General features: G+C 68.3%; 12 protein-coding genes. 3 read left to right on the forward strand and 9 right to left on the reverse strand.

Annotated features, from left to right (window positions below; all coding sequences use genetic code 11):
- Window positions 1-149: 149 nt before the first annotated feature.
- From FXF52_RS26835 to FXF52_RS26850, 4 genes are all read right to left on the reverse strand, one after another.
- Entirely contained in the window at window positions 150-893 is a 744-nt protein-coding gene (locus FXF52_RS26835; protein ID WP_148801114.1) for a hypothetical protein, read from the reverse strand.
- Window positions 893-6,604: a ThuA domain-containing protein gene (locus tag FXF52_RS26840; protein WP_255472383.1), complete on the reverse strand. Its 5,712-nt coding sequence runs from the start codon at window positions 6,602-6,604 to the stop codon at window positions 893-895. Before FXF52_RS26840 ends, FXF52_RS26835 begins: the two co-directional genes overlap by 1 nt.
- 495 nt (window positions 6,605-7,099) lie before the next feature.
- Entirely contained in the window at window positions 7,100-8,302 is a 1,203-nt protein-coding gene (locus FXF52_RS26845) for an ROK family transcriptional regulator (RefSeq protein ID WP_222870694.1), read from the reverse strand.
- Between the two features lie 224 nt (window positions 8,303-8,526).
- Window positions 8,527-10,569 (reverse strand): hypothetical protein, encoded by a 2,043-nt coding sequence (locus tag FXF52_RS26850; RefSeq protein ID WP_148801115.1) that lies wholly within the window; start codon window positions 10,567-10,569, stop codon window positions 8,527-8,529.
- Window positions 10,570-10,830: 261 nt separating this feature from the next.
- On the opposite strand from FXF52_RS26850, the gene FXF52_RS26855 reads away from it, so the two are divergent.
- From FXF52_RS26855 to FXF52_RS26865, 3 genes are read left to right on the forward strand one after another with little or no spacing between them, the layout of a single operon-like run.
- Window positions 10,831-12,564, forward strand: a complete 1,734-nt coding sequence (locus FXF52_RS26855) for a class I mannose-6-phosphate isomerase (protein ID WP_148801116.1) — start codon at window positions 10,831-10,833, stop codon at window positions 12,562-12,564.
- A gap of 2 nt (window positions 12,565-12,566) precedes the next feature.
- The gene (locus FXF52_RS26860; RefSeq protein ID WP_148801117.1) at window positions 12,567-13,472 is read left to right on the forward strand and encodes an ROK family protein; all 906 of its coding nucleotides are present in this window, start codon (window positions 12,567-12,569) and stop codon (window positions 13,470-13,472) included.
- 20 nt (window positions 13,473-13,492) lie between these two features.
- The gene (locus tag FXF52_RS26865; protein WP_222870695.1) at window positions 13,493-14,491 is read left to right on the forward strand and encodes a LacI family DNA-binding transcriptional regulator; all 999 of its coding nucleotides are present in this window, start codon (window positions 13,493-13,495) and stop codon (window positions 14,489-14,491) included.
- Here the strand turns inward: FXF52_RS26865 and FXF52_RS26870 are convergent.
- The 5 genes from FXF52_RS26870 to FXF52_RS26890 form a co-directional block, all read right to left on the reverse strand.
- Entirely contained in the window at window positions 14,482-16,512 is a 2,031-nt protein-coding gene (locus FXF52_RS26870; RefSeq protein ID WP_148801118.1) for a hypothetical protein, read from the reverse strand. The two genes, FXF52_RS26865 and FXF52_RS26870, sit on opposite strands and share 10 nt — an antisense overlap.
- Window positions 16,513-16,596: 84 nt before the next feature.
- Window positions 16,597-17,505 carry a carbohydrate ABC transporter permease gene (locus FXF52_RS26875; RefSeq protein WP_148801119.1) on the reverse strand — a complete coding sequence of 303 codons (909 nt, stop codon included), beginning with the start codon at window positions 17,503-17,505 and terminating at the stop codon, window positions 16,597-16,599.
- Window positions 17,502-18,524 (reverse strand): carbohydrate ABC transporter permease, encoded by a 1,023-nt coding sequence (locus tag FXF52_RS26880; RefSeq protein ID WP_255472386.1) that lies wholly within the window; start codon window positions 18,522-18,524, stop codon window positions 17,502-17,504. Before FXF52_RS26880 ends, FXF52_RS26875 begins: the two co-directional genes overlap by 4 nt.
- Window positions 18,521-19,819 carry an ABC transporter substrate-binding protein gene (locus FXF52_RS26885; RefSeq protein ID WP_222870696.1) on the reverse strand — a complete coding sequence of 433 codons (1,299 nt, stop codon included), beginning with the start codon at window positions 19,817-19,819 and terminating at the stop codon, window positions 18,521-18,523. The genes FXF52_RS26880 and FXF52_RS26885 overlap by 4 nt, the downstream gene beginning before the upstream one ends.
- Window positions 19,820-19,855: 36 nt before the next feature.
- Window positions 19,856-22,960, reverse strand: coding sequence for a discoidin domain-containing protein (locus FXF52_RS26890; RefSeq protein WP_148801120.1), 3,105 nt, complete (start codon window positions 22,958-22,960; stop codon window positions 19,856-19,858).
- Window positions 22,961-23,096: the final 136 nt, after the last annotated feature.

Below are 23,096 nucleotides of genomic sequence, written 5' to 3' on the forward strand. Positions count from 1 at the left end.
CGCACCGTCGCCAGCCACCTCCAGTCTGAGGCCTCCGCCGTGGGCGAATGCCACGACGGGCGGCAACAGCACGATGGCGAGGGCAGCGGCGCAAGCCAGGAGTAGGCGGCGTCCCGACCTGGCCGCAGCGGTTCGTATCCGGGATGTAGTCATCGATGGCTCCCCTCAGGCTCCGGGTCGGCGTTGAACGCCCCGGTTCCAGATCCAGCCGGCAAGAAGACGTGGGCGTGCCCGTGACCGGCATCGATGTTGAGCACGTCAAGTTGGGTGGCCCCGACGGCCCACGCCCGGACCGCAAGATTCCGCTGCTCCCGCGCGAGGTCGAGCAGCCGGACCCGTTGGGCGCCCTCGGCGCGCAGCGCCGAGTCGTACGTCTCGACGGCCGCCACCAACTGGTCGAGGGCCATCGCGAAGCTCTCCCGGGCGATGTTCGTCGCGGTCGCGCCCGACGGCGGATTGTCGTACTCCCGGGCGACCTGCTGCGCCACCTGCCGCCAGCCTGCCACGGTGCTGGCGGGGGCGAGCGCCGGGGCCGCATCGGGATCGATCGGGACAGCGGTGGCCAATCCCTGCAGCACTGGGCCGAGCCGCTGCGCCGACGACCGCGCCTGCGCGGTCAGTTCGGTGATCTGGACGGCGTCCCGCGCCGCATCAGCGGCGCGCAACTCGTCCACCTTGCGCTGCACCGGGTCGGGACGGGCGACGAGCGCGGCGACGGCCGCGGCCACCAGGGCACCGAGGGCGAACGCCCCCAGGATTCGGATGATTCGGCTCGTCGCCGATCGGGCGTCGGCCGGGGCCGGGCGGCGGGTCGGTGCGCCCGCCACCCGGCGACGGGCCGCCGCCCCTCCCGCGTTGCGGGAGGGGACAGCGGGGTTCTTCCGTTGCGACATCAGCTGCCCAGTCGATCGATCAGGGCCTCGGCGTCACGCACCAGGACCTGGCGGGTGGCGAGGTCGGCCACCTGCTTCGTTGCGAACGACCTGAACTGCTGGAGTACGGCCTTTGCCTCCGCGAGGTCGCCGGCCTCCTCCTCGGCCTTCGCCTCGTCGAGCTGGGCCCGCAGCGCCGTGGCTATCCCTTTGGAGATGTCGCCGGCGCCGTTGAACCGGTTGACGAGCTGCTTCAGATCGTCGTAGGAGGTGGTGACCTGGAAGCGGATCGTCTCGGTCGCACGGTTTCCGGCGTGGTCGGTGGCCGTCACTTCGAGCGTGTGCTCACCGAGCGTGAGCTTCCACAGTGGCAGCTCCCCCACCCCGATGGTCGTGCCGTCGAGGGTTGCCGCGATGGTGGCAACCCCCGAGCCGGCGTCGGCGGCGCTCCAGCCGACGGCCGGCTGGCCGCTGTCACCGTACGACTGACCGTCGGCGATTCCGCTGATGCTCACTGACGGCGCGATGCCGTCGATCTTGAACGTCTTCGTCGCCGCCACCTCGACGTTGCCCGCCTTGTCCGTCGACCGGTACGCCAGCTCGTGCGACCCGTCGCCGGAGACGATGACCGGGCCGGTGTAGGCCGTCCATGCGCCACCGTCTAGCTGGTATTCGGTCGCCGCGATACCCGACGTGCTGTCGGTGGCCGTCAGCGTCACCGCGATGTCGCCACGGTGCCAGCCGGCGCCGTTGGCCGCCTCGTAGGTGACTGTCGTCTCCGGCGCTGTCGCGTCGCGCTTGACCACGACGGTGCCGACCGTCGACGTGTTGCCCGCCTTGTCGGTCGCCCGGTACTGGACGGTGTGCTCACCATCGGTCTCGATGTCCACGGCGTCGGTTGCGACGGCCCAGTCGGCGTTGTCCAGCTTGTACTCGACCTTGCCGACCCCGGAACCACCCTTCTCGTCGGTCGCGGCGATCTTGACCTTCGGCGCGGAGGAGTACCAGCCGTTGCTTCCGTCCGGCGCAGCGGGTTCGACGGTCGCCGTCACGGTCGGCGGAGTCCGATCAACCACGGTGAGGTGGAAGTAGTCGAACTTCGCCGTCCTGGCGGTCTGTTGGTTCGCGCCGAAGGCGAACAGACCCACCTTGGCCGAGGCGAGGGCACCGTTCGGGACACCCGTACCGAGCTCGGTCCAGGTCGTGCCATCGCTGGAGTAGTAGCCGCGGAAGGTGTTACCCGCCTTGCTGACCCGCAGCCACCACACGCCGGTGGTGAGGTTGCTGGCGCTCGGCGCCGGCTGCTGCACCACGCCGCCGACCTCACTGCGCAACTCGATCCGGCGAGCGATCGCCTGGCCGGCCTGGTTGTCGCTGATGTAGTCGAACTTCACGTAGTTGTCGTCGTCCTGGTAGACGAGCAGACCGGCCTGCTGCCATTGCTCGTTGAAGGCGCTGCCATCGACCTTGGTCTCGATGGTCCAGTCGCCGTCAGGGGCGGTCTGCAGGATGAAGTTCTTCGTGCCGCTGTTGGAGCTTCCGTAGATGTCGCCCTTCTCGGTGTCGATCTCGAGATTGCCGCCCGAGACGCGGTACGTGGACGGGTTCGGCCGGACGATCGCGTCCCACCGGCACGCATCGAGTACGGTGCCGTCGAACTCGTCGTTCGGGCTCGGACGTGTAACCGTGCTGTCCGGGGTGATGTGGAACCAGTCGAACGCCGCGTCGAGCACCGGACGCGAGCCCGTCCCGGACAGCGAGATGAGGCCGATGTGCGGGTTGTTGATGCCCGCCAGCGACTTCGTCTGCGCCATCGCGGTGAAGGTCACGCCGTCCGCGGAGTAGGCCGCCCTAAGGTTGCTGCCGTCACTCGTGAAGCGGACGTAGACGGTGTCGGGGTAGCTGGCGCCGAGGTTGGCCGTGTTGCTCTCCGCGACCTCGTTCGGCTGGCCGTTCTCCTCGCGGATGAACTGGAAGATGCGCGCGTTGGCGTCATCAGTGCTGCTGCGGCCCTCGAACACCATCTTGGCGTAGTTGTTGTCGTCACCGTAGAGCACCAGACCGGCCTGCTGGTACGCCTGCCGTGCCAGCAGGGTCAGCTTCGCGGTCGCGGTGAACGGCCCCGACGGGAGTGGCTGCAGCACGATGTTCGGGGTCGTGTTGACGGTGGCGCCGTAGATGTCGGTGTTACTGGTCGGGATGACCAGCTTGCCGTCGCTGACGCGCATGTCCTGGTTCTCCCGGACCACCTTGGTCCACCGGTTCCGGTCCAGTTCCGAACCGGTGAAGTCGTCGGAACGGCCGGCGAGGCACAGGTTCAGCGGCGGGTCCACCTTGATGCTCACGGACTTCAGGGTTGCCGCGCCGCGGGCGTCGGTCACCGTCACCATCGCCTGGTAGGTGCCCGGGGCGGTGTAGGTGTAGGTGGCGTTCTGCGTGGTGGGCTTCGGCGCACCCGCCACTCCGAAGTCCCACGCGTACGTAAGCGGGTTGTCGCCATCAGGGTCGGTCGCCGTCGCCGTGAAGTTGACGGTGAGCGGAGCGGTCCCGGAGGTGGGGCTCGCGGTGACCTCGACCAGCGGGCGCTGGTTGTCCGTCACGCCGCGGCCGATGAAGTCGACCCAGTTCACGTTGACCAGCCCGCCGGTGTCCGCGCTTCCGGCCGGGCGGCGGATCACGAAGTAGATCGTGCCGGTCTCAGCCGGAACGGTGGACAGCGGCAGCGCGAAGTCCCGATACGTCTGCCACCCACCCGTGTTCGGCACCGCCACGGAGCCGAGCAGCGGACCGTTGTCAGCACCCCAGCGCGCCTCGACCGTGCCGCCCTGGGCGCTGGCCGCAGCCGCGCGGACATTGAACGAGGTCACATTGGTCAGGTTTGCCGGCTCGAAGGCGAACCAGTCGCCGTCCTCGATGTAGCCGACGTTCTGATAGCCGCCCTGGGTGTCACCCGTGCTCTCCACCTGGACGCCGGGAGTGCCCCCGCCCTTGCTGTCCGCGGTGCGGCCGGTCGAGGTGAGGTACTCCGCCTGCTTACGCTTCGGCTGGAGAACGGCGATGTCACTGCCGGTCAGGGGGCTGGCGTTCTGGCCGCCCTGGTCGGTGTAGGTCGCCTCGATCACCCAGAACAGGTTCGCGTCGGCGCCGTGGCCCCCGTCGGACAGCGTCTGGATCGTCCCCGCACACGCGTTCTGCTGGTCGAGCGGGTGTGCGTGGGCGTCGTGGCCCAGCGAGGACTGCACCGTCACCTTCGTGCAGTCGATCTCACCGTCCTCGGGGTCGGTGACGGTGACGGAGTACTTCACCTGGTCGCCGAACTCGAAGAACCCTCCGTTCGGGGGCAGGTTGATCTTCACCGTCGGCGCGGTGTTGCCCACCGTGACCCGCACGTTGGCGACCGCGGTCTTGCTGTTCGGGTTGGTCACCGTGAGCTTGGCGGTGTAGTCACCGTTGGCGGTGTAGGTGTGTTCGGGGTTCGGCTCGGTGGACTGGCCGCCGTCGCCGAAGTCCCAGGCGTACGTCAGCGTGCCCCCGTCCGGATCGCGGGTGCCGGCGCTGGAGAACTGCACGGTCAGCGGAGCCTTCCCCGAGGTCGGCGTGGCCGAAGCCTTGACAATCGGTGACCGGGTGCCCTTGAGGTAGTCGATCCGGTAGATGCCCGAGTCGGCGTTGTTGCCGCCGAAGCCCGAACCCCACTCGACGAGATACATGGCTCCGTCCGGTCCGAAGGTGAAGTCCATTGGCCGCTTGAAGTCCATCCCGACCAGCACCTGGTTGATGTCGACGAGCTTGCCGTCGCCGTCCAGTTGCATGGTGAACATCTTGTTCGAGTTCCACTCGGCAAACAGCGCCTTCCCGTCGTAGTACGCGGGCCACTTGCGCTCTGAGGCCAGGTTGGGGTTGTAGTGGTAGACCGGGCCGGCCATCGGAGCGCCGCCCCCACCGATCTCGGGGAACGCCGGGTCTCCGGCGTAGTGGTAGTACACGTCCGCCGCGGTCGCCGCGGGCAGGTTGGTCAGACCCGTGTTGTTCGGTGAGTTGTTGACCGGCGCGGCGCAGTCGAAGGCCGGCCCGGACACGCCGGTCGCGAAGTCATAGTCCCGGTACGGCTTGTTGTTGCCGATGCAGTACGGCCAGCCGTAGTTGCCGGCCTGCTTGAGGACGTTCCACTCGACCGTGTTCTCGGGACCGCGGTTCGGGTTCGCCGAGCCCGCGTCCGGTCCGTAGTCCGCGACGAGCACCCGTCCGGTCGCCCGGTCGACGTCGATCCGGAACGGATTGCGGAAGCCCATGGCGTAGATCTCGGGCTTCGTCTTGTCGGTTCCCGGTGCGAAGAGGTTCCCCGCGGGGATGGTGTACGTGCCATCAGCCTGCGGCCGGATGCGCAGGATCTTGCCGCGCAGGTCGTTGGTGTTTCCCGACGTGCCCTGCGCGTCCCAGTCCGACCGGCCGGCCCGCTCGTCGATCGGGGCGTAGCCGTCCGACGCGAACGGGTTCGTGTTGTCGCCGGCGGAGATGACGAGGTTACCGGCGCCGTCGAAGACCAGGTCCCCGCCGTGGTGGCAGCACTCGGCGCGCTGGACGGGCACGTCCAGGACCTTCTTCTCGGTCGTCAGGTCGAGCATGTCGCCACTCATGGTGAATCGGCTCAGCCGGTCGACGTTCGCTCCGCTCGGCGAATAGTAGAGGTACACCCAGTTGTTCTCGTCGAACTTCGGGTCGAGGGCCAAGCCGAGCAGGCCGCTCTCGTTGGCGGTGAACACGTCGAGGTGGCCGGCCTGCACGGTCTGCTGGGTATCCGGCTTGATGACCTTCACATCACCGAGCCGGTCAATGTAGAAGACCCGGCCGTCGTTGGCGACATTGAGGGACATCGGATTCGACGTGTTGTCGTCGAGCGTGACCTTCTCGAAGCTCGAGGTCAGCGTGGCCGAGCAGTCCGCTTTGACCGTGCCAGCGGCCGTCTGCAGACCGCCGAGGAGCAGCTTGAGGAACTCCGGCTCGGTGTAGGACTGCTCGGTGTGACCAAGGCCGGTGTACCACGAACGGCCGCCGTCGTAATCCTGGCACCACGTGATCGGGTGCTCGGCGCCCATCGCGCCCGCACCCGGGCTGTACGACTTCTCGTCCATCGAGGTGAGGACGTGAACCTTGCCGCGCGGGTTGGTGCGGTAGTTGTACCACTCGTCGTACCGCGTCCACCGCGCCGGCAGTTCCTTCGTCGACGGGTGGGCCGGATCCTCCACCTTGACGGTGGCGTTCTGTTGGGCGGGGTGGGAGTTGAAGTAGGCCCCGACAAGGTTGCCGTACCACGCCCAGTCGTACTCCGTGTCGGCTGCGGCATGGACACCGGCGTAGCCACCGCCGGCCTGGACGTAGCGTTCGAACGCCGCCTGCTGGTCGGTGTTGAGCACGTCGCCGGTCGTCGACAGCCAGATGACGACGTCGTAGTTGGCGAGGTTCTCATCGGTGAACTGGGTCGAGTCCTCGGTGGTGTCGACGGCGAAGTTGTTTTCCTGCCCCAGTTTCTGGATCGCCGCGATGCCGTTGGGGATGGAGCTGTGCCGGAAGCCGGCGGTCTTCGAGAAAACGAGGGCCCGGAAGTCGGGTTCCGCCGTCGCGGTGCTGGTGCCCGCCGCAGCGGCTGGGCCGGTCAACGCGGCCAGGCCGGTGGGGACGGCCAGCACCGCAGCCAGGACCACCGCCCGGAGACGGCGCCATGATGATGCCACGGGTACTCCTTCGGTCGCGCCGCGCAATGCGCGCGGCTAGGGGTGCCGGTTCGTACGAGTGGTGCCGCCGGGCATCAGCCCGGCGGGGCGACCGCGGGAGCTGCCGTCGACAACGCGCAAGAGCCATCAGGCGTCCGCTACGCTTCGAAACCGGTGCTCCCGACTCGCCCGGGTCGGCGAGGGAGACCCTGGACGGGTCGCCCTCGGATCGGAAGTCCTTCGCCTTGTGCCTTCCTCCCTTCGATCCGGCCCGGCGGGCTGCCGTGCCGTGGCAGGCCGCCGGGGTTGGGTGGCACGGGTCACTCGAGGCCGTCACCTCGGTGAGCCCCGGTGTGCGCGGCCGGTCGCTACCGGCCGCGCACACCACGCAAGTGGTCCATGGCAAGTCGGTCGAGGTGTGAGCGGTGGCGCCCACCGGATGAGGTAGGTGGGCACACATCCCTGGTTGCGATACCAGGCCGCACCGCAGCGCTCGAGGCGGGAAGCCACCGGATCTCACCCGAGCCCTGATGTGCTGCTCAGCGAGCGGCGGTCCGTCGCCGGAACGAGCGTGGGGTCCGCCAGGACCGCCTCAAGCGCGACGTGGGCACCACCGCGGACAGCAGCGGTGAAGCCGAGGGTGGACAGTTCGAGCCGACAGCCAGCTGCATCGGGCGCCAGAACCCGCGCCCGCAACTCAGCCATTGCGGGTTCGAGGAAGTACTGCCCGAGGGTGGCGAAGTAGCCGCCGAGTACCACAGCCCGCGGGTTGAACAGGTTGACCAGGACTGAGGCGCCCAGACCGAGTGCCGCGCCGATTTGCTGCAGGGCGGCGAGCGTACGTTCGTCACCGCCCTCCGCTCGACGCTTGATCTCCGCGAGCCGCGGCTCGAGGCCACGAACCGGTTCGCGTACCGGGTCATCCGGGTCCGCGACAGCCCGCAGCAATGCCGCGAGCCCAACCGCTGTCTCCCAGCAGCCACGGCGGCCGCAGCCGCACACGTGCTGCGCGGAGCCGAACGGCATGTGGCCCACTTCACCGCTGAAGCCCTCGACACCGCGAAGGAGGCGACCATCGACGATCACTCCCCCGCCGACACCCACCTCACCCGTCAGATAGACGAGATTCGAGACATCCGGGGACCCGCCCATGAGGTACTCAGCCAGTGCGGAAAGGTTCGCGTCATTGTCCACCCGCACCGGGTAGGTCGGCCGCTCCAGCCGCTCCAGAAGAGCTTCCACCACCGGAACGTCGCGCCACCTGAGGTTCGGCGCGAAGGTGAGCACGCCCTGGGCCACATCAACCAGCCCGGGGATCGCCACGGTCACACCGACCGGGGTCGCACCGCTGTCGGCGGCCGCTCGAATGGCCTCTCGGGCCACGTCGGCCAGCGCGTCCAGAGCACCGTCGGGACCAAGCCGAGGCACATCCAGCCCCATGCTGCTCTCGGAGATGACGTCACCGCGAAGGTTGAGGACGATAGCGGCGACGTAGTCGACGTTCACCTCGAGTCCGACGCCGCAGACGCCGTGGCCATCCAGTTCGACGACCTGGCCCGGGCGCCCGATGGAGCCTTCCCGCAGCACGGTCCCCTCGCGTACGAGTCCGCGCTGCACCAGTTCGGCTACCAGGCTCGACACCGTTGCCTTGTTAAGTCCGGTCTCAGCGGCGATCTGCGCTCGCGTCCGTGGGCCCATGTCGCGCAGGTGCCGCAGCACAAGCACCAGGTTGCTGCGGCGAACGGTGGTTTGGTCTGCGGGCGCTCGCCGCGTCCGCTCCGCAGCGGTTCGCACCGGTTTCTCGGCGCGTCCCGCGCCCGACCGCCCCGCACCCGCCGGGTGGCGGTTTGGCTGCCACGCGCTCTCCAATGGGGCGTCCTCCTCGTTTGTCGTGGCGACAAACTAAGTCGTCCATATCAGAGGGTCAAGGCTCCTCCTCCACTTCACAAGAACCGGCTTTTGGGCCAAGTAGCCCCCAACCGGCGCGAGTCCTGCAGATGCCAGTAGGTGCCCTGGTCAGCCATTAGCTGCCGCTGGGTGGAACTGAATGCGCCGGCCGCGATGGCAGAGTTCCAGGTCTTTATCGCGGCGAGGATGGCCGTGGTGTTGGAGCCGCCGGACAGGCTGCCCACGTTTGTCTCGAACCAACCGAAGGTCGCGCCAAGGGATGCGGCCCGCGCCAGGTTCGTCTCGATACTGAGAGTGCTCTGGTTGCCGTTGATCGGGAGCGAGCCTCCCATGGCGGGCAGGTAGTTGGCCCGGTAGAAGTTGTTGTTCCTGGTCACCTGGTCATAGTTGGAGTCCGACCACCCGATGCCACCCCAGCTGATCCGCGACTGCGCATCCCATGTGTTGGACGACGGGTTGGAGGCCTCGGTGATGAAGCCGTCCTTGGAGTTGAGCTGACGGTAGACGCCGTTGACCAGGTGTGCGAATCCCTGCCCTCCCCAGCCGTTCCAGGCCGCCTCCTCCAGCCCGTCGTATGAGGTGTCCCTGATGCCGGTGGTGTTGTACACGGTGGCCAGCCGGGTCGCGATCTCGTCGATGATCGGCAGGTCGCCTCTCGCTCCGCCGTACTGGTTCTCGGCGATCCGGGTCGCGCTGGTCCCGGTGGCGTAGGAGGCGGCGGTGGACCGCCACTGCCCGCGGCTGAGGCCGGTGAACTGCCACTCGGTCGCGCTGAGCTGGGTCACGCCGGAGAACGTGACGAACTCGTCGCCGATTCGCAGCCGACGGCCCAAGACATACCCGCCGCCGCCAGAGTTGCCATCGGCGTACAGGGTCGTGTCCGTTGCGGCGAGAGGGCGCGTCAGCTTCACCGTCTTGCCGGCCGTGAGCCGCGTGTCGGCCGGGGACGGCACGATGTAGGGGTCGTTGGGGGCGATGAAGTTGGAAAGTGTGTGCACGCCGACCCGAACCCCGCTCGCGGCGGCCGTGTTCACCATCTGGGTCGCCGCTGCGTCCGAACCGCCGAAGTTGCTGTTGAACCGGTAGTGGCCGGTCGACACCCATGGCCCGGCGGCACCCTGCACGGAGTAGACGTTCTTGATCCCCGCCTGCTCGGCGAACTTCACGGCGGAGGCGAGATTTCCGGCACTGAGGTCGTGCAGCGTCAGGAACGACTGCCGGGTCGCCTGGGCGACCTTCTGCCACTGCCCGTTGATCGTCGGGTAGGGCAGGCCCTGATCCTGCGCGACCTGACTGAGTACGCTGAGCACGAGGTCCGGTGAGCTGCCGAACAACGCCAGCTTCGACCCGACGATCTGACCCTCGGATCCCGACAGCGGACCGGTCGGCATCTGGCCGTCCCGTATCCGGACCTTGCTGTAGTCGTAGGTGTAGGCGCGCAGGATGCTGCCCCACGTCGTCTTGGCCGCGGCACTCCAGTCGTTCTGCGTTCCAGCCGCGCCGTACGGGTTGGCTTGGACGTCCGACCCGAAACCGTATGAGTTGAACTCCCTGGGCCAGGCGCCGACGGTCTTGTCGTTGAGCGGGTGCCACCCGAACCGGAAGGCGTCGTTACCGACGACACCGACGTCCTCACCGACGGCCTGGGTGATGCTTGTCGGCAGGGGGCCCCACAGCAGCGTCTGCACGTCCGCACCCGGCGCGACGTCCAGGCCGACCACCTCAAGAGTGGAGTAGGTGGCGTAGTTGACGACCTTCACATCGATCGTCGCCTTGGCGGTATGGAACGTGAACACCTTGTCCCGTGACGAATACTCCACCTCGGTCGGCGCCGCCTGCTCCCCGTCGGCCACCACACTGACCAACGGCACTGACTTACCCGCCGCCAGATAATCCGTGCCCCGGCGAACATCCACCAGGCTGGTCACCCGACCGGTCCCATTCAACTTCAACGACAGGAAGCCCGCGTTGATCTCCAAGGGTGGTCCCGCCTGTGCCCCCGCTGGGGCCACCACCACCGCCGCGAGACCAGCAACCACGGCTGCGGCCAACGCCGTCGCATGTCTGAACCTGATCACCTACGCCTCCGATCCTGAACGCCGTACCCGGGCGGACGGCCGATCCTCTGAAGTAGGAAAGGGAACCCGCGTTGGCTCCGCGCTCTGCCACGCGTCCCGGGCGAGACGCCCGTTGCTACAGCCAGCCTTCACCGGCATGCCGGTCGATGTTATCGCTATCATTCACGGCCAGCAATGGGTTGGGGCCGAAGTCCACACGAGTGGCCGGGTCTCTGGATCGGCGCTGTATGGTATCGATACCAGAGAGGGAGGAGTTTTCAGTTGGCTACCCCGCCAGGAACCTACGAACGGAACCCCAGCTACCACCCGACCGGCGACCGGGTACGGTCCGGCTGGGACGACGCCGCCGCCACCCTGCCCCGCACGCCAACGGTGCTCGCCCTCGACGGGCCGGCGTGCCTTGACTGGGACGCCACGGCGGGTGGGCTGGCCAAGGCACTGTCCGAACGAGGCGTAGCCGTACGCCAGGTCGACATGACCGCTCACTACCGACCCTGGAACGAAATCCTGCGGCTCACCGAGCCCGCCGGGGCGGCCGAACTCGTCGACGACCCGGACTTCGCCACCATCGCGCGGTGCGAACTACGGGACTTCCTGCGACCACCCGACCCGGCGCCGACCGCCGACGAAGGTGTCACCATCGTCTACGGTCCCGGCGCCGGGCTCGTCCCGCACGACGTGCTCTGGTACGCAGACCTGCCGAAGCGGTACGCCGAGGCCGCCCTGCATGCTGGTCAAGCGCGGAACCTCGGGCAACCCGCCGCGGCCGGGCCGGGGACCACCCGCCGGCTGTTCTACATCGACTGGCCCGTGCTCGACCGGCACCGCGACCGGATCGCCGGCCGGATCGACCGCTGGATCGATCTTCAACCCGACCCGGTCACCGGCCCCGAACCGACCTCCCTTGACGGTGCGGCACTGCGGGCGACGCTTCGAACCCTGGCCGGCCGCCCGTTCCGGGTGCGACCGTTCTTCAACTCCACAACCTGGGGCGGGCACTGGGCGCAACGCGAACTCGGATTCAACCCGCAGGCGCCGAACACGGCACTCGGCTACGAGCTGATCGCCCCGGAAAATGGCGTGCTGATCGGCGAGCCGAACGGCCCGCGGATCGAGGTCCCGTTCCAGATGATGGTCTCGCTGCTGCCGGAACAGATCCTCGGGCCACCCGTGCAGGCCGAGTTCGGCACCTCCTTCCCAATCCGGTTCGACTACCTGGACACCATCGACGGTGGACACCTGTCCGTGCACTGCCATCCGCGGCTCAACTACATGCGCCAGCTCTTCGGCTGGGAGTACACCCAGCACGAAACGTATTACGTGATGATCGGAAGCCCGGGCAGCCAGGTGTTCCTCGGCCTGCGCGACGACGTCGACCTGGACCTGTTCCACCGGCAGGCGCTGGCGGCGTACCGCGACGGTACGCCGTTCGAGGCGACCGACCACGTGCAGACCCACCCCGCGGACCCGCACCAGCTCTACCTCATCCCCGCTGGCACACCACACGCCAGCGGGGTCGGCAACCTGGTGCTCGAGATCAGCGCCACGCCCTACCTGTACTCACTGCGGTTCTACGACTGGTTGCGGCAGGACGCCGCCGGGCGGCGGCGGCCCGTGCACATCGAGCACGCGTTCGCGAACCTGGACACCACGCGCCGAGGCCAGTCGGTATCCGACGACCTGGTGCCCGCACCACGGAACCTGCGCTCCGGCGCCGGCTGGCGGGAGGAGCTACTGGGTGACCTGCCCGATGTCTTCTACCAGGTGCGCCGGTTCGTGCTCGACGGTGACCAGCCCGCCCGCGACGACACCGTGGACCGGTTCCACGTGCTCAACGTCGTCGAAGGCGCCGGCGTGGTGGTGCGGACCGAGACCGGTGACGAACATCTGCTCGCCTATGCCGAGACGCTGGTGATACCCGCCGCGGTCGGGCGGTACACGCTGACCCGGATCGGCGAAGAGCGGGTACAGGTCGTGAAGTCCCTGGTGCGATAGCCATGGCGGACGACGACGTCCTAGCGGCGCTCGACATCGGCGGGACACACGTCACGGCGACGGTCGTGGATACCGCCACCTGGACGGCGCGACCGGACGGTGTGCGACGGCGGCAGCTACGAGCCGACGGCACCGCCGAGGAGATCCTGAGCGGCATCGTGGCCTGCGGCCGCGAACTCGGCCTGCCCGCGGCGGCCTGGTGCGGGATTGCGGTGCCCGGGCCCTTCGACGTCGCCCGAGGCGTCGGCCTGTTCCGGTCGGTCGGGAAGTTCGACGCGCTGTACGGCGTGGACGTACGAGGCGCTGTCGCTGACGGACTGGGGTTGGCCCGCTCGCGACTGTGTTTCGTCAACGACGCCGACGCTTTCCTGGTCGGCGAATGGATTGCCGGCGCCGTGTCCGGCCACGACCGGGCAGCCGCCATCACGCTCGGCACCGGCGTGGGGTCGGCTTTCCTGGCCCACGGCAAGATCATTGCCGCGGGCAACTCCGTGCCGCCGGAAGGCCGGGTCGATCTGTTGATGATCGACGGCCGCCCCCTGGAAGAAACCGTATCGCGCCGCGCCCTGCTCACGGCGTACGGCGGTGGTCCCGACATCGACATCCGGGACATGGCCGAGCGGGCCCGCAGCGGTGAGCCGGAGGCCCAGGCGGTGATCGATACCGCGATGCGGGCCCTCGGCCGGGCGCTCGGTCCCTGGCTGACGCGGTTCGGGGCGACGGCACTGGTGGTCGGCGGAGCGATATCGGCATCGTGGGATCTGATCGAGCCGCCGCTGCGGGCCGGCCTGGCCGGGGCCTGTCCCGCGCTCGTGGCGGCGTGCCGGCCCGAGCTGTCGCCGCTGATCGGCGCGGCGTGGCATTGTTGTCGAAACATACCTCCGGCTGGAATGCCGACTGAAGGATGATGCGACGAGGGAGTCAGATCGTGCACCAGGCACCGACGATGCGCGATGTGGCCGAACGGGCTGGCGTCAGCCCGATGACGGTGTCCCGGGTGCTGCACGACAGTTCTGCGGTGTCCGCCGACGCCAAGGCCCGCGTGCTGGCCGCGGTGAACGAACTCGGCTACCACCGCAACGAGGTGGCACGGAGCCTGCGGCTCGGCCGCGACACCGGGCTGGTCGGTTTGGTGATCACCAACCTGGCGAACCCGTTCTACTCACAGCTGGCGGTCGGGGTGGAGTCGGTGCTCGCCGAACACGGCATCCGCGCCGTGCTCGGCAACTCCGGCGAAGACGTCGAACGGGAACGGCAGCTGATCCGGGACCTGGTGGCCCGGCGGGTTGATGGGATCATCGTGGTACCGGCCGGCAGCGACCAGTCCCACCTGGAGACCATCCGCCTCCGTGGCACCCCGGTGGTGCTCGGTGCCCGGCCGCCAGACGGAGTGCCGCTGGACTGCGTGCTGGTGGACGACTTCACCGGAGCCAGGGAGGCAACCATCCGGCTGATCGACAACGGGCATCAACGGATCGGCTTCCTCGGACTTCCGCCGGCGACCTGGACCGGCTCGGAGCGGTTCCGCGGCTTCTGCGCGGCGCTGGACGCGGCCGGCCTGCCGCTGGACGATCGCTACGTTCGGCGGGTCGGCCGCGACCGTGGTGCCGCAGAGCGGGCGGCGGCCGAGCTGCTCCGGCTGCGCAAGCCGCCGACTGCGCTGTTTTCCGCCAACAACCGCAACACCATCGGCGCCTTCCGGGCCATCCGTGCGGCCGGTACGGACACCGCACTGGCCGGCTTCGACGACTTCGAGCTCGCGGACACCTTGGGCCTGCCGCTCACCGTGGTCAGCTACGACGCCGCCGAGATCGGTCGCCAGGCGGGCCGAATGTTGCTGAGCCGGATGCTCGACCCGGCTGGCGGAGGCGCCGACGCGCCACCGCGACGGATGATCGTCCCGACCGCATTGATCGACTATCCGTGAATCGGGCTGGACGACAGCAGCACCAGTTCCCACTGCCGCATGGGCTGCACCGTGCGGACCTCTCCGTCGACCAGCGTGGCGGGGGCGAGTCGTCCGGTCCCGGTCACGTGCAGGGCGCCGGCCGGGCTGGGCATGCCGGCGGGTAGCCGCACCGCGAACGCGGTGGCGTCGTCCGGGCTGGCGTTGAAGACCGCGACCCGCCAGCGTTCACCGTCAGTGAGAGCGATCGGGATCAGCCACGGATGCCCGGAGACCGCCAGGTGCTCGGGTCCGGCCCCGTCATGGTCGCCGAGCCAGTCCACGGTCTTGGCCAGTTGCGCGGCCCGCTGCTCGTTCATCGACACAGACGCTTCCATCGACCAGGGCAGGATGGCGACCCGGCCGCCGAGTTCGTTTTCGAAGAGCACCAGGCCGTGACCGACCGGATTGCCGCTGGCATCCAGCAGGACGCTGGCGGGCTGCGCGCCGGGCGCCAAGGTGCCCTGCACCAGACAGTGCAGACACGAGCCGGCACTCTGATTGACGCTGATGTCGCAGCCCTGGCGTAACCCGAAGTCGGCCCTGGTGCAGCGTTCGATGCTGAAGGGCAGGTGACCCTGGCTGATCCAACGGGCGTCGGTGAGGCCGATAAGTCTGCCGTAGCCGCGGGCCTGCAGACCGAGCGCTGCCGGACCGTCCAGCAGGACACCACCGGACAGCCAGCGATGAACATCTTCCGCGGTGGCAACGTCAACCATGGTGGCGGGCAGTGCGTTGACCCGGCCCTCACCACGCAGACTGACGGCTGTACCGGCGGCGATGAGCCACGGCGCGATACCGCCGACCGGGGCGGCCAGTGCCTCCCACCGTCCGTGTTCTCCGGCGGGCACCGCTCGATGCCGGGCGACGTGTGGCGACCACGGAATCCCCACCCCGGTGCTGCGCAAAGCGGGCGGGAAGAGGTCGGCGATCAGGTCCAGCGCCGGCCGCGCCTGGGCCAGAAACGCCGCCCGCATCGGTTCATCCGTCGGTTCATTGCCCATGAAGTCGTGCACCGAGATCGCCAGCCCGGCCGATCCCAGCACGTGCGCCAGCGCCATCTGGGCAAACATCTCGCGGAACGACTTGTTCCACCGCCCGTACGGGTAGTTCTCGATCTCCGGAAAACTACGCACGGCGGTGGGCTGGACCGACCGGGCCGCGTCCAGCCGCACCACGGCCGCGGGCAACTGGTCCGGCGTACCGGAACTGTACGGCCAGAAGTGGGGCCGGTGCACCGGGGTGCCGTCCGGGTCGAGCGCCCCGAACCACGCGTCCCACCGCCGCCCTTCCGCGCTGTGCTCCGACAGTTGACTCGACATCAGGCCGAGGTGCCGGCCGAGCGGCACCACGATCTCGCGCCACTCGGCGATCAGCTCGACCTGCGCCTCGTCCCACATGTCCAGCCACTGCGCGCGCCACGGATGCGGCACTCCGTCGGCGGTGCACGCGGCGATCACCTCCTGGCGGGTGGCAACCCGGCCGATCCGGCGAGCGAACCGCTCCAGATGCAGCGGGCAGAAACAGCCACCCCACCTCAGTGGTGCATGGTTGTGCAGCCGGATGTCGTCCTCCACCCACACCACCCCGACGTGTTCCTCGCTGGCATACCGCCGCAGCACCTCCCGGTAGTACGCACGCCAGCCGGGATCCAGCGGACAGACCTGCGCCTGCGTCGCCCGCCCGTACGGATCAACCAGCGTCTGCCAGGGCTGGTCCGGTCGCAGCCGCCGACCCCGATCGACGTGCAGCAGCGTCGCCCAGGGGTTGATGCTGATCCGGACCCCGGCTTCGGCGAGCGCGGCGCGGGCCGGGCGGGTGTGCTCACACCACCGGCGCACCTCGTCCAGGCTCGGATGCCCGTCGTTGCGCTCCTCGGCGAAGGCGAACATGCAGATCTCATCGGCGCCGGTGTCGCGGGCTATCTGGACCAGTTGCGCGGCGGTCCGCTCCGGGTCCAGTTCCGGCCGGGTCTGCACGCGAAGGATGTAGTGGGTGGGCATTCTGGTGGGCATCCTCGGTCAGAACGGGCCCGGGCGCAGCGCGCGCCCGGTCGGGGATGGAGCAGGGCGTCCGGCTCCAGACGGTCAGGCTTTGATGCTTCCGGCCGACAGACCCGAGCGCCAATAGCGTTGCAGCGCAAGGAACGCGACCACGAGCGGGACCACCGAAATCAGCGAGCCGGTGATCACGATGTCGTACCAGGGCTGGTCCCGCAGCTGGCTGTTCCAGAAGTAGAGACCGAGTGTGAGCGGCCAGAGCTTGTCGTCGGCGAGCATCATCAGCGGCAGGAAGAAGTTGTTCCAGATGCCGACAAACTGGAACAGGCAGATGGTGACCAGAGCGGGAGTCATCAGCCGCAGCGCGACGGTGAAGAAGATCCGTAGCTCACCCGCGCCGTCCACCCGGGCGGCGTCAATCAGCTCGTCAGGTACGGAGGCCGCGGCGTACACCCGGGCGAGATAGACCCCGAACGGGGTGACGACGCTCGGGATCAGCACCGACCAGTAGGTGTCGACGACGCCGGCGGCCGAGGCGAGCAGGTACAGGGGCAGGGCGAGCAGCGGTGGTGGGATCAGCACCGCGCCGATGATCACCGCGAAGACGCCCTCCCGACCCCGGAACGGATACTTCGCCAGGGCGTACCCCGCCATGGTGGCGATGAGGGTGGCGGCCAGGGCGCCGCCACCGGCGTACAGCACACTGTTGAGGATCCAGCGGGAAAAGGCGCCGTCGCTGTGCTGGAACAGCTTGGTGACGTTGTCGGCGACGTGCAGGTTCGACCCGAACCAGAAACCATTGGTGCCGAAAAGGTCGCCGCTGGACTTCGTAGCCGACACGACCAGCCACCAGACCGGCAGCAGGAAGTAACCGGCGACGGCGAGCAACAGCACCATGGTGCTCAGTTGCGCGGCGGGCGAGCCGCGGCGGCCGGACCGGAGCGCCCGTTGCGGCCGGGACCTGTGGGGATCGGTTGCGGATTGTCTGCTGCTCATGTGGATCCTCGTGTGCTCAGGCGCAGGAAGCCGTACGACAGGACGAACGTCGCGAGGGCGAGAACCACCGAGATGGCGGCGGCGAAGTTGTAGTCGTTGAGGCCGAACGCCGCCTGGTAGGAGAGCATCACCGGGGTGTAGCTGTTACTGATCGCCGAGGACATGGTCCGCAACACCATTGGCTCGCCGAACAGCTGCAGCGTGCCGATGATGGAGAACACCCCGGTCAGGGTCAGCGCCGGGCGCAGCAGGGGCAGCTTGATGTGCCAGGCGATCCGGAAGCCGGAGCAACCGTCGACCTCCGCCGCCTCGAACAGCTCCCGAGGGATGGACCGCAGTGCCGTGTAGAGGATCAGCATGTTGTATCCCGCCCAGGACCAGGTCACGATGTTGCCGATCGACAACAGGATCGTGTCGGCGGACAGGAAGTCGACCTCGACGCCGGCCCTTCCGCCGAGATCGACCAGCGGGCTGATCCCGGGCACGTAGAGGAAGGACCACAGGACCGCCGCGATCACACCCGGGATCGCGAACGGCAGGAAGTACGCCAGGCGGAAGAACCGGCCGAGCCGCACGACCTGGGAGTCCAGCAGCAGCGCGAGCAGCAGGGCCAGTCCGAGCATCACCGGCACCTGGACCAGGCCGAACACGACCACCCGACCCACGCTGGTGAGGAACGAGTTGTCGGCGAACACCCGCGTGTAGTTGTCCAGGCCGGCGAACACGGTCTCGGGTGGGCCCAGGCCGAGGCCGGAGCGCCGCACCCGGAACAGGCTCTGATACACGGCGTACCCGATAGGGATCACGAACACGGCGACGAACAGCATGGCGAACGGCGCGAGCAGCAGACCGGCGGACCGGTTGCGCCGGCTGGCGAGCTTGCTGCGAGCGGGCCGGCGGCCGGCCGGCCGCCGGCCGGCATCGCCCGCGGTGTTGGTGGGCCGGGACCGGCCGTCACCCCCGGACGGTGCCGGAGGGGACACGACCGGTCCCGGCGTGGGCTTGAGGTGGCCGGTCATCCGTTGACCTTCAGGCCCTTCGACTTCATCGCCGCCAGAGTCTTGTCCTGCGTGACGTCCAACGCGCCGGACAGTGTGTTCTTGCCGGCGTACGCGTTGCCGAACTCCTCCCCCATGTCGGCACCCATCTGCGAGTGTGTGGGGCCCCACTGCCAGTTCGTGTCGGTGTTTTCCGCCGCCTCGGCGAACACCGTGAAGATGTTCTGCCCGCCGTAGTAGTCGACCCCCGTGTTCACCTCAGGCAGTTCGAGGCCGGCGGTGGCGGCCGGGTAGATACCGGTCACCTTGATCAGGTTCTTCAGGCTGTCGGGGTTGGTGCTCATCCAGGTCGCGAACTCGACCGCTGCCTTCTTGTTCTTGCACCCCTTCAGCACGGCCGTGCTGGATCCGCCCTCGTTGCCGAACTTCTTGTCGCCCGCCGCCCACTGCGGCATCGGCGCGACGGCGAACTTGCCCTTGGCTCCTGGCGCGTTCTCCGCGATCAGCGGGTGCAGCCACACCGCGCCGATCGCGGTGGCGACGGTGCCGGACTGCAGCGAACTCCACCAAGCGGCACCCTGATCAGTGGTGTTCACCAGCTTCTTGTCAATGAGGCCCTGCCAGTAGTCGGCGACCTGCTTGGTCTGCGGCCCGTTGATGGTGACCTTCCACGCGTCACCCTCGGTGCCGAACCACTTGGCACCGTTCTGCCAGGCCAGGCCAGTGAAATCCGTGGCCCGCAGGTTCACGATGTACGCCTTCGGGTCGGCTTGGTGCAACTTTTCGGCCGCCTTGGCGTACTCCTCCCAGGTCGTCGGCACGGCGATGCCGTACTTCTCGAAGACGTCCTTGCGGTAGTACATGGCCGTCGGGCCCGTGTCGACCGGGATGCCGTACGTTCTACCGGCAACACTGACCTGGTTCCACGTCCATCCGACGAACTGGCCCTTGGCGCCGCTGGCCTCCTCGGTGACGTCCTCCAACGCGCCCTCGAGCAGGAAGGTGGGCACCGACTCGAAGCCGACCTGCGCCAGGCAGGGGGCGTTGCCGGCCTTCACCGCCGAGAACATCTTGTCGTACCCGCCCGAGCCGCCGGAGGGCAGCTTGTTGAACGTGACCTGGATGTCCTTGTGGTTGGCGTTGAACAGCTCGACCGACTTGTCGTAGCCGGGTGCCCAGCCCCAGAACTCCAGCTTGGCGGGGCCGCCGGACTTGCCGTCGTCGGTGCCACCGCACGCTGTCATGGTCAACGGCAGCATCAGCAGAGCCGCGACCGCTTTCCCGATCGCGCGCCACTGACGCGATGTCGTCTCCATTGCTGTTATCTCCTCCTATGTATGGGTGCCGTGGGGTCAGCCCAGCGGCTCAAGCACCTGAACCTCGGCCAGTGACAGGGGGGTGTTGTTGGTGGAGGTGAGTTGCACCCGCACGTAGCGGCCGGACGCGCCCACGTCGATCCGGCTTGGCGAGCCGGCGGTTCCGGTGTGGCGGAAGGCGTGCACGCCCGGCTGTTGCAGGGTCGTCTCCAGTGAGCCGCTGGTGAATGGGGACTCCGACACCAGGACGTAGAAGTCGGTTAGCCGAGCGGCGCAGCAGTCGGTGCGGTTCCACACCGCGACCTCCCCGATGCTCCGGGAACTGCCCAGATCCACCTCCCACCACGGCTGGCTCTGATAATCGGTGTGGGTCACCGAGCCGCTGCCCCACGCCCCGTCGGTGTTGCCGTCGACGGCGCGGGAAGACACTCCCTCGTAGGCGGTGGTGGACTGCTGCGTGGGCTTGCCCAGGGCAAAGTTCTCCCGCGGCACCGTCAGCGAGACCTGAACCGGCGCCACCGGTTTTCCGGTCACCTGAGCGGAGGCCGTGAGCACGACCTGGCCGGCCGCGATGTCGGATCGGACGTTGACCTTGAACGAGCGAACCACCGCTTCGCCGGGCTTGAGGTCGGAAAACTCCGCCGTGTCCGGATCCACCCGCACCTTGTCCGGCCCGGCCAGCGACAGCACACCCGACAACGGATGGGGGCCGTCGTTGCGCACGGAGACCGACACGTCGACCGACTCCCCACGGACGACCACGTCGCGGTCGGCGTTGACGGTGAGGACGACCTGCGGCGGCACCGGGACGGGGGCGACCGTAAGCGGGTAGGTGATCGACGCGTCCGGAATGGTCCCGCCGTTGCGGGCCGTGATGGTGAACTCCGTGCCACCCAGGCGAGTAGGGATGCCGGTGATAGCGCCGGTGTCCTTTTTCAGGGTCAGCCCGTCCGGCAGCGCCCCCGAGGTGATCTCGTAGCGGATCGTCTTAGGAGTGCTGGAGGTCGCCTTGAACTCGTACAGCTTGCCGATCTGGGCGGTCGGCGGCGCCGGAGTAGCGAAACCGGGGGTGGGGGCCTTGGCCGCCTGCGGCTCGCCGACGGGCTTGCCGGCCGCGTCCAACTGCTGCAACGACCACTCCTGGCCGGGCGTGACCTCCTCCAGATGCCAGTACGTGTCGGCGTCGACCATCACCTTCTTCTGTTCGGCCGTGAAGGCGCCGCTGGTCCGCGCGGACTCCCACATCCTGACCATCTCGAGGACCGTGGCCGTGTTGGACCCCGAGGCCAGGTTCGACACGTTGGTCTGGAACCCGATGCCGGCGTCGAGCGCGGCGGCGTGGGCCATGGTCGACTCGATGCTCAGCTGACTAGCGTTTCCGTTCAGCCGCAGCCAGCCCATCATCGGGGGCATGAAGTTGGCCCGGTAGAAGACGTTGTTCTTGACGACCTGACCGTAGGAGGTGGAGCCGATCTCGCCCCAGCTGACCCGGGACTGCGCATCCCAGGTGTTGGACGACAGGCGGCTGGCTTCGGTGATGAACCCGTCCTTGGCGTCCAGTTGCCGGTAGACGCCGTTGACCAGACGCGCGAAGCCGTGCGGGCCCCAGCCGCTCTCAGATGCCGACTCCAAGCCGTCGTAGGACATCGACGTGATGCCGGTGGTGTTGAAGGCGGTGGCGAGCCGGGTGGCGATCTCGTCGATGATCGGCAGGTCGCCGGTTCCCCCGCCGTACTGGTTCACGATGACCTGGGCGGCGCTGGTGCCGGCCGGGTAGGACTTGGCGGCGGATCCCCACTCCGCCCGCTTCAGGCCGCTGACCTCCCACTCGGTGTCGCTGACCTTGGTCACCGCGCCGTAGGTGATGAACTCGTCCCCGATCCGCAGCCGCTTGCCGTAGCCGGCGCCGCCTCCCAGCGGGCGCTCGGCGTCCACGTACAGCTTGGTGTCGTCCTGACCGAGCGGGCGGGTCAGCTTGACGCTGACCCCCACCGCCAGCCGCTTGTCGGCCGGAGCTGGCTGCACGTAGGGATCGTGGGCGTCGATGAAGTCGGACAGTGTGTGCACCCCCACCTCGACCCCCTCGGCGGCGGCTTTGGCCACCAACTTGGTCGCGGCCTCGTCCGACCCGCCGAACGAGCTGTTGAACTGGTAGTGGCCGTGCGACTTCCACGGACCATTCCCACCGAGCGCGTAGACGGTCCCCAGCCCGGCCTGCTTGGCGAACGTGACGGCGGCGTCGAAGTTGCCGGTGTTGAGGTCGTTGAGCACGAGGAACGACTGCGAGGAGTCCTGAGTGGCCTTTTGCCACTGCCCGTTGATGGTCGGATAGGGCAGGCCCTGGCCCTGCGCGATCTCGCTGAGCACACTGAGCGCGAGATCCGGCGCACTGCCGAACAGCGCGACCTTCGACCCGACAATCCGGCCCTCCGGCCCCGCCAGCGGGCCGACCGGAATCTCGAATCCGGTGTCACGCTGCCGCGTCCGGGCCCTGCTGTAGTCATAGGTGTAGGCGCGCAGGATGCTGCCCCACGTGGTCTTCTCCGCCGCGCTGTATTCCACGTGCGGAGCCACCTGCAGGCTGTAGGGGTTGCTGTTGATGTCCGGGCCGAACCCGTAGGCGAGGTATTCGTTCGGCCAGGACCCCACGGTCTTGTCGTTGAGCGGGCGCAGCCCGAACGCGAAATTGTTGTTGCGGACCACGCCGACGCTCTCACCCACGGTCTGGGTGACCTTCGTCGGCACCGGCCCCCACAGCAGCGTCTGCACGTCCGCGCCCGGCGCGGGGTCCAACCCGACCACCTCAAGCGTCGAGTACGTCGGGTAGTTGACGACCTTCACCTTGACTGTTGCCTTGTCGGTGCGGAACGTCAGCACCTTGTCCCGCGGCGAGAACTCCACGTCGGTCGGCACCGCCTGCTGCCCGTCGGCCACCACGCTGACCAGCGGCACCGACTTACCCGCCGCCACATAGTCAAACCCGGACCGCACATCCACCAGGCTGGTCACCCGGCCTGTCTCACTCAGCCCCACCGACAGGAAACCCGCACCGATCTCCAGCGACGGCCCCGCCTGAGCAACGGGCGGCGCCAGCATCACCGCCGCGGCACCAGCAACCGCGGCCATGGCAAGCGCTGCCACACGTCTGAACCTGATCACCTGCACTCCAATCCTCGCCGTACCAGCGCCAACCAGCAGTCCGGCTGGCCTGCACGCCGCTTGAGGGGATCCGGGTCGAAGAGAGTGTCATCGACATCGTCGATTTACGTCAACACTC

Origin of the sequence: Micromonospora sp. MP36, from assembly GCF_008119785.1 — a bacterium.
Taxonomy (GTDB): Bacteria; Actinomycetota; Actinomycetes; order Mycobacteriales; family Micromonosporaceae; genus Micromonospora.

Excerpts from the sequence above, each read along its gene's own strand:
- FXF52_RS26885 (WP_222870696.1), bottom strand. The coding sequence starts at position 19,819 with ATGGAGACGACATCGCGTCAGTGGCGCGCGATCGGGAAAGCGGTCGCG.
- FXF52_RS26835 (WP_148801114.1), bottom strand. The coding sequence starts at position 893 with ATGTCGCAACGGAAGAACCCCGCTGTCCCCTCCCGCAACGCGGGAGGG.
- FXF52_RS26870 (WP_148801118.1), bottom strand. The coding sequence starts at position 16,512 with ATGCCCACCCACTACATCCTTCGCGTGCAGACCCGGCCGGAACTGGAC.
- FXF52_RS26875 (WP_148801119.1), bottom strand. The coding sequence starts at position 17,505 with ATGAGCAGCAGACAATCCGCAACCGATCCCCACAGGTCCCGGCCGCAA.
- FXF52_RS26880 (WP_255472386.1), bottom strand. The coding sequence starts at position 18,524 with ATGACCGGCCACCTCAAGCCCACGCCGGGACCGGTCGTGTCCCCTCCG.
- FXF52_RS26860 (WP_148801117.1), top strand. The coding sequence starts at position 12,567 with ATGGCGGACGACGACGTCCTAGCGGCGCTCGACATCGGCGGGACACAC.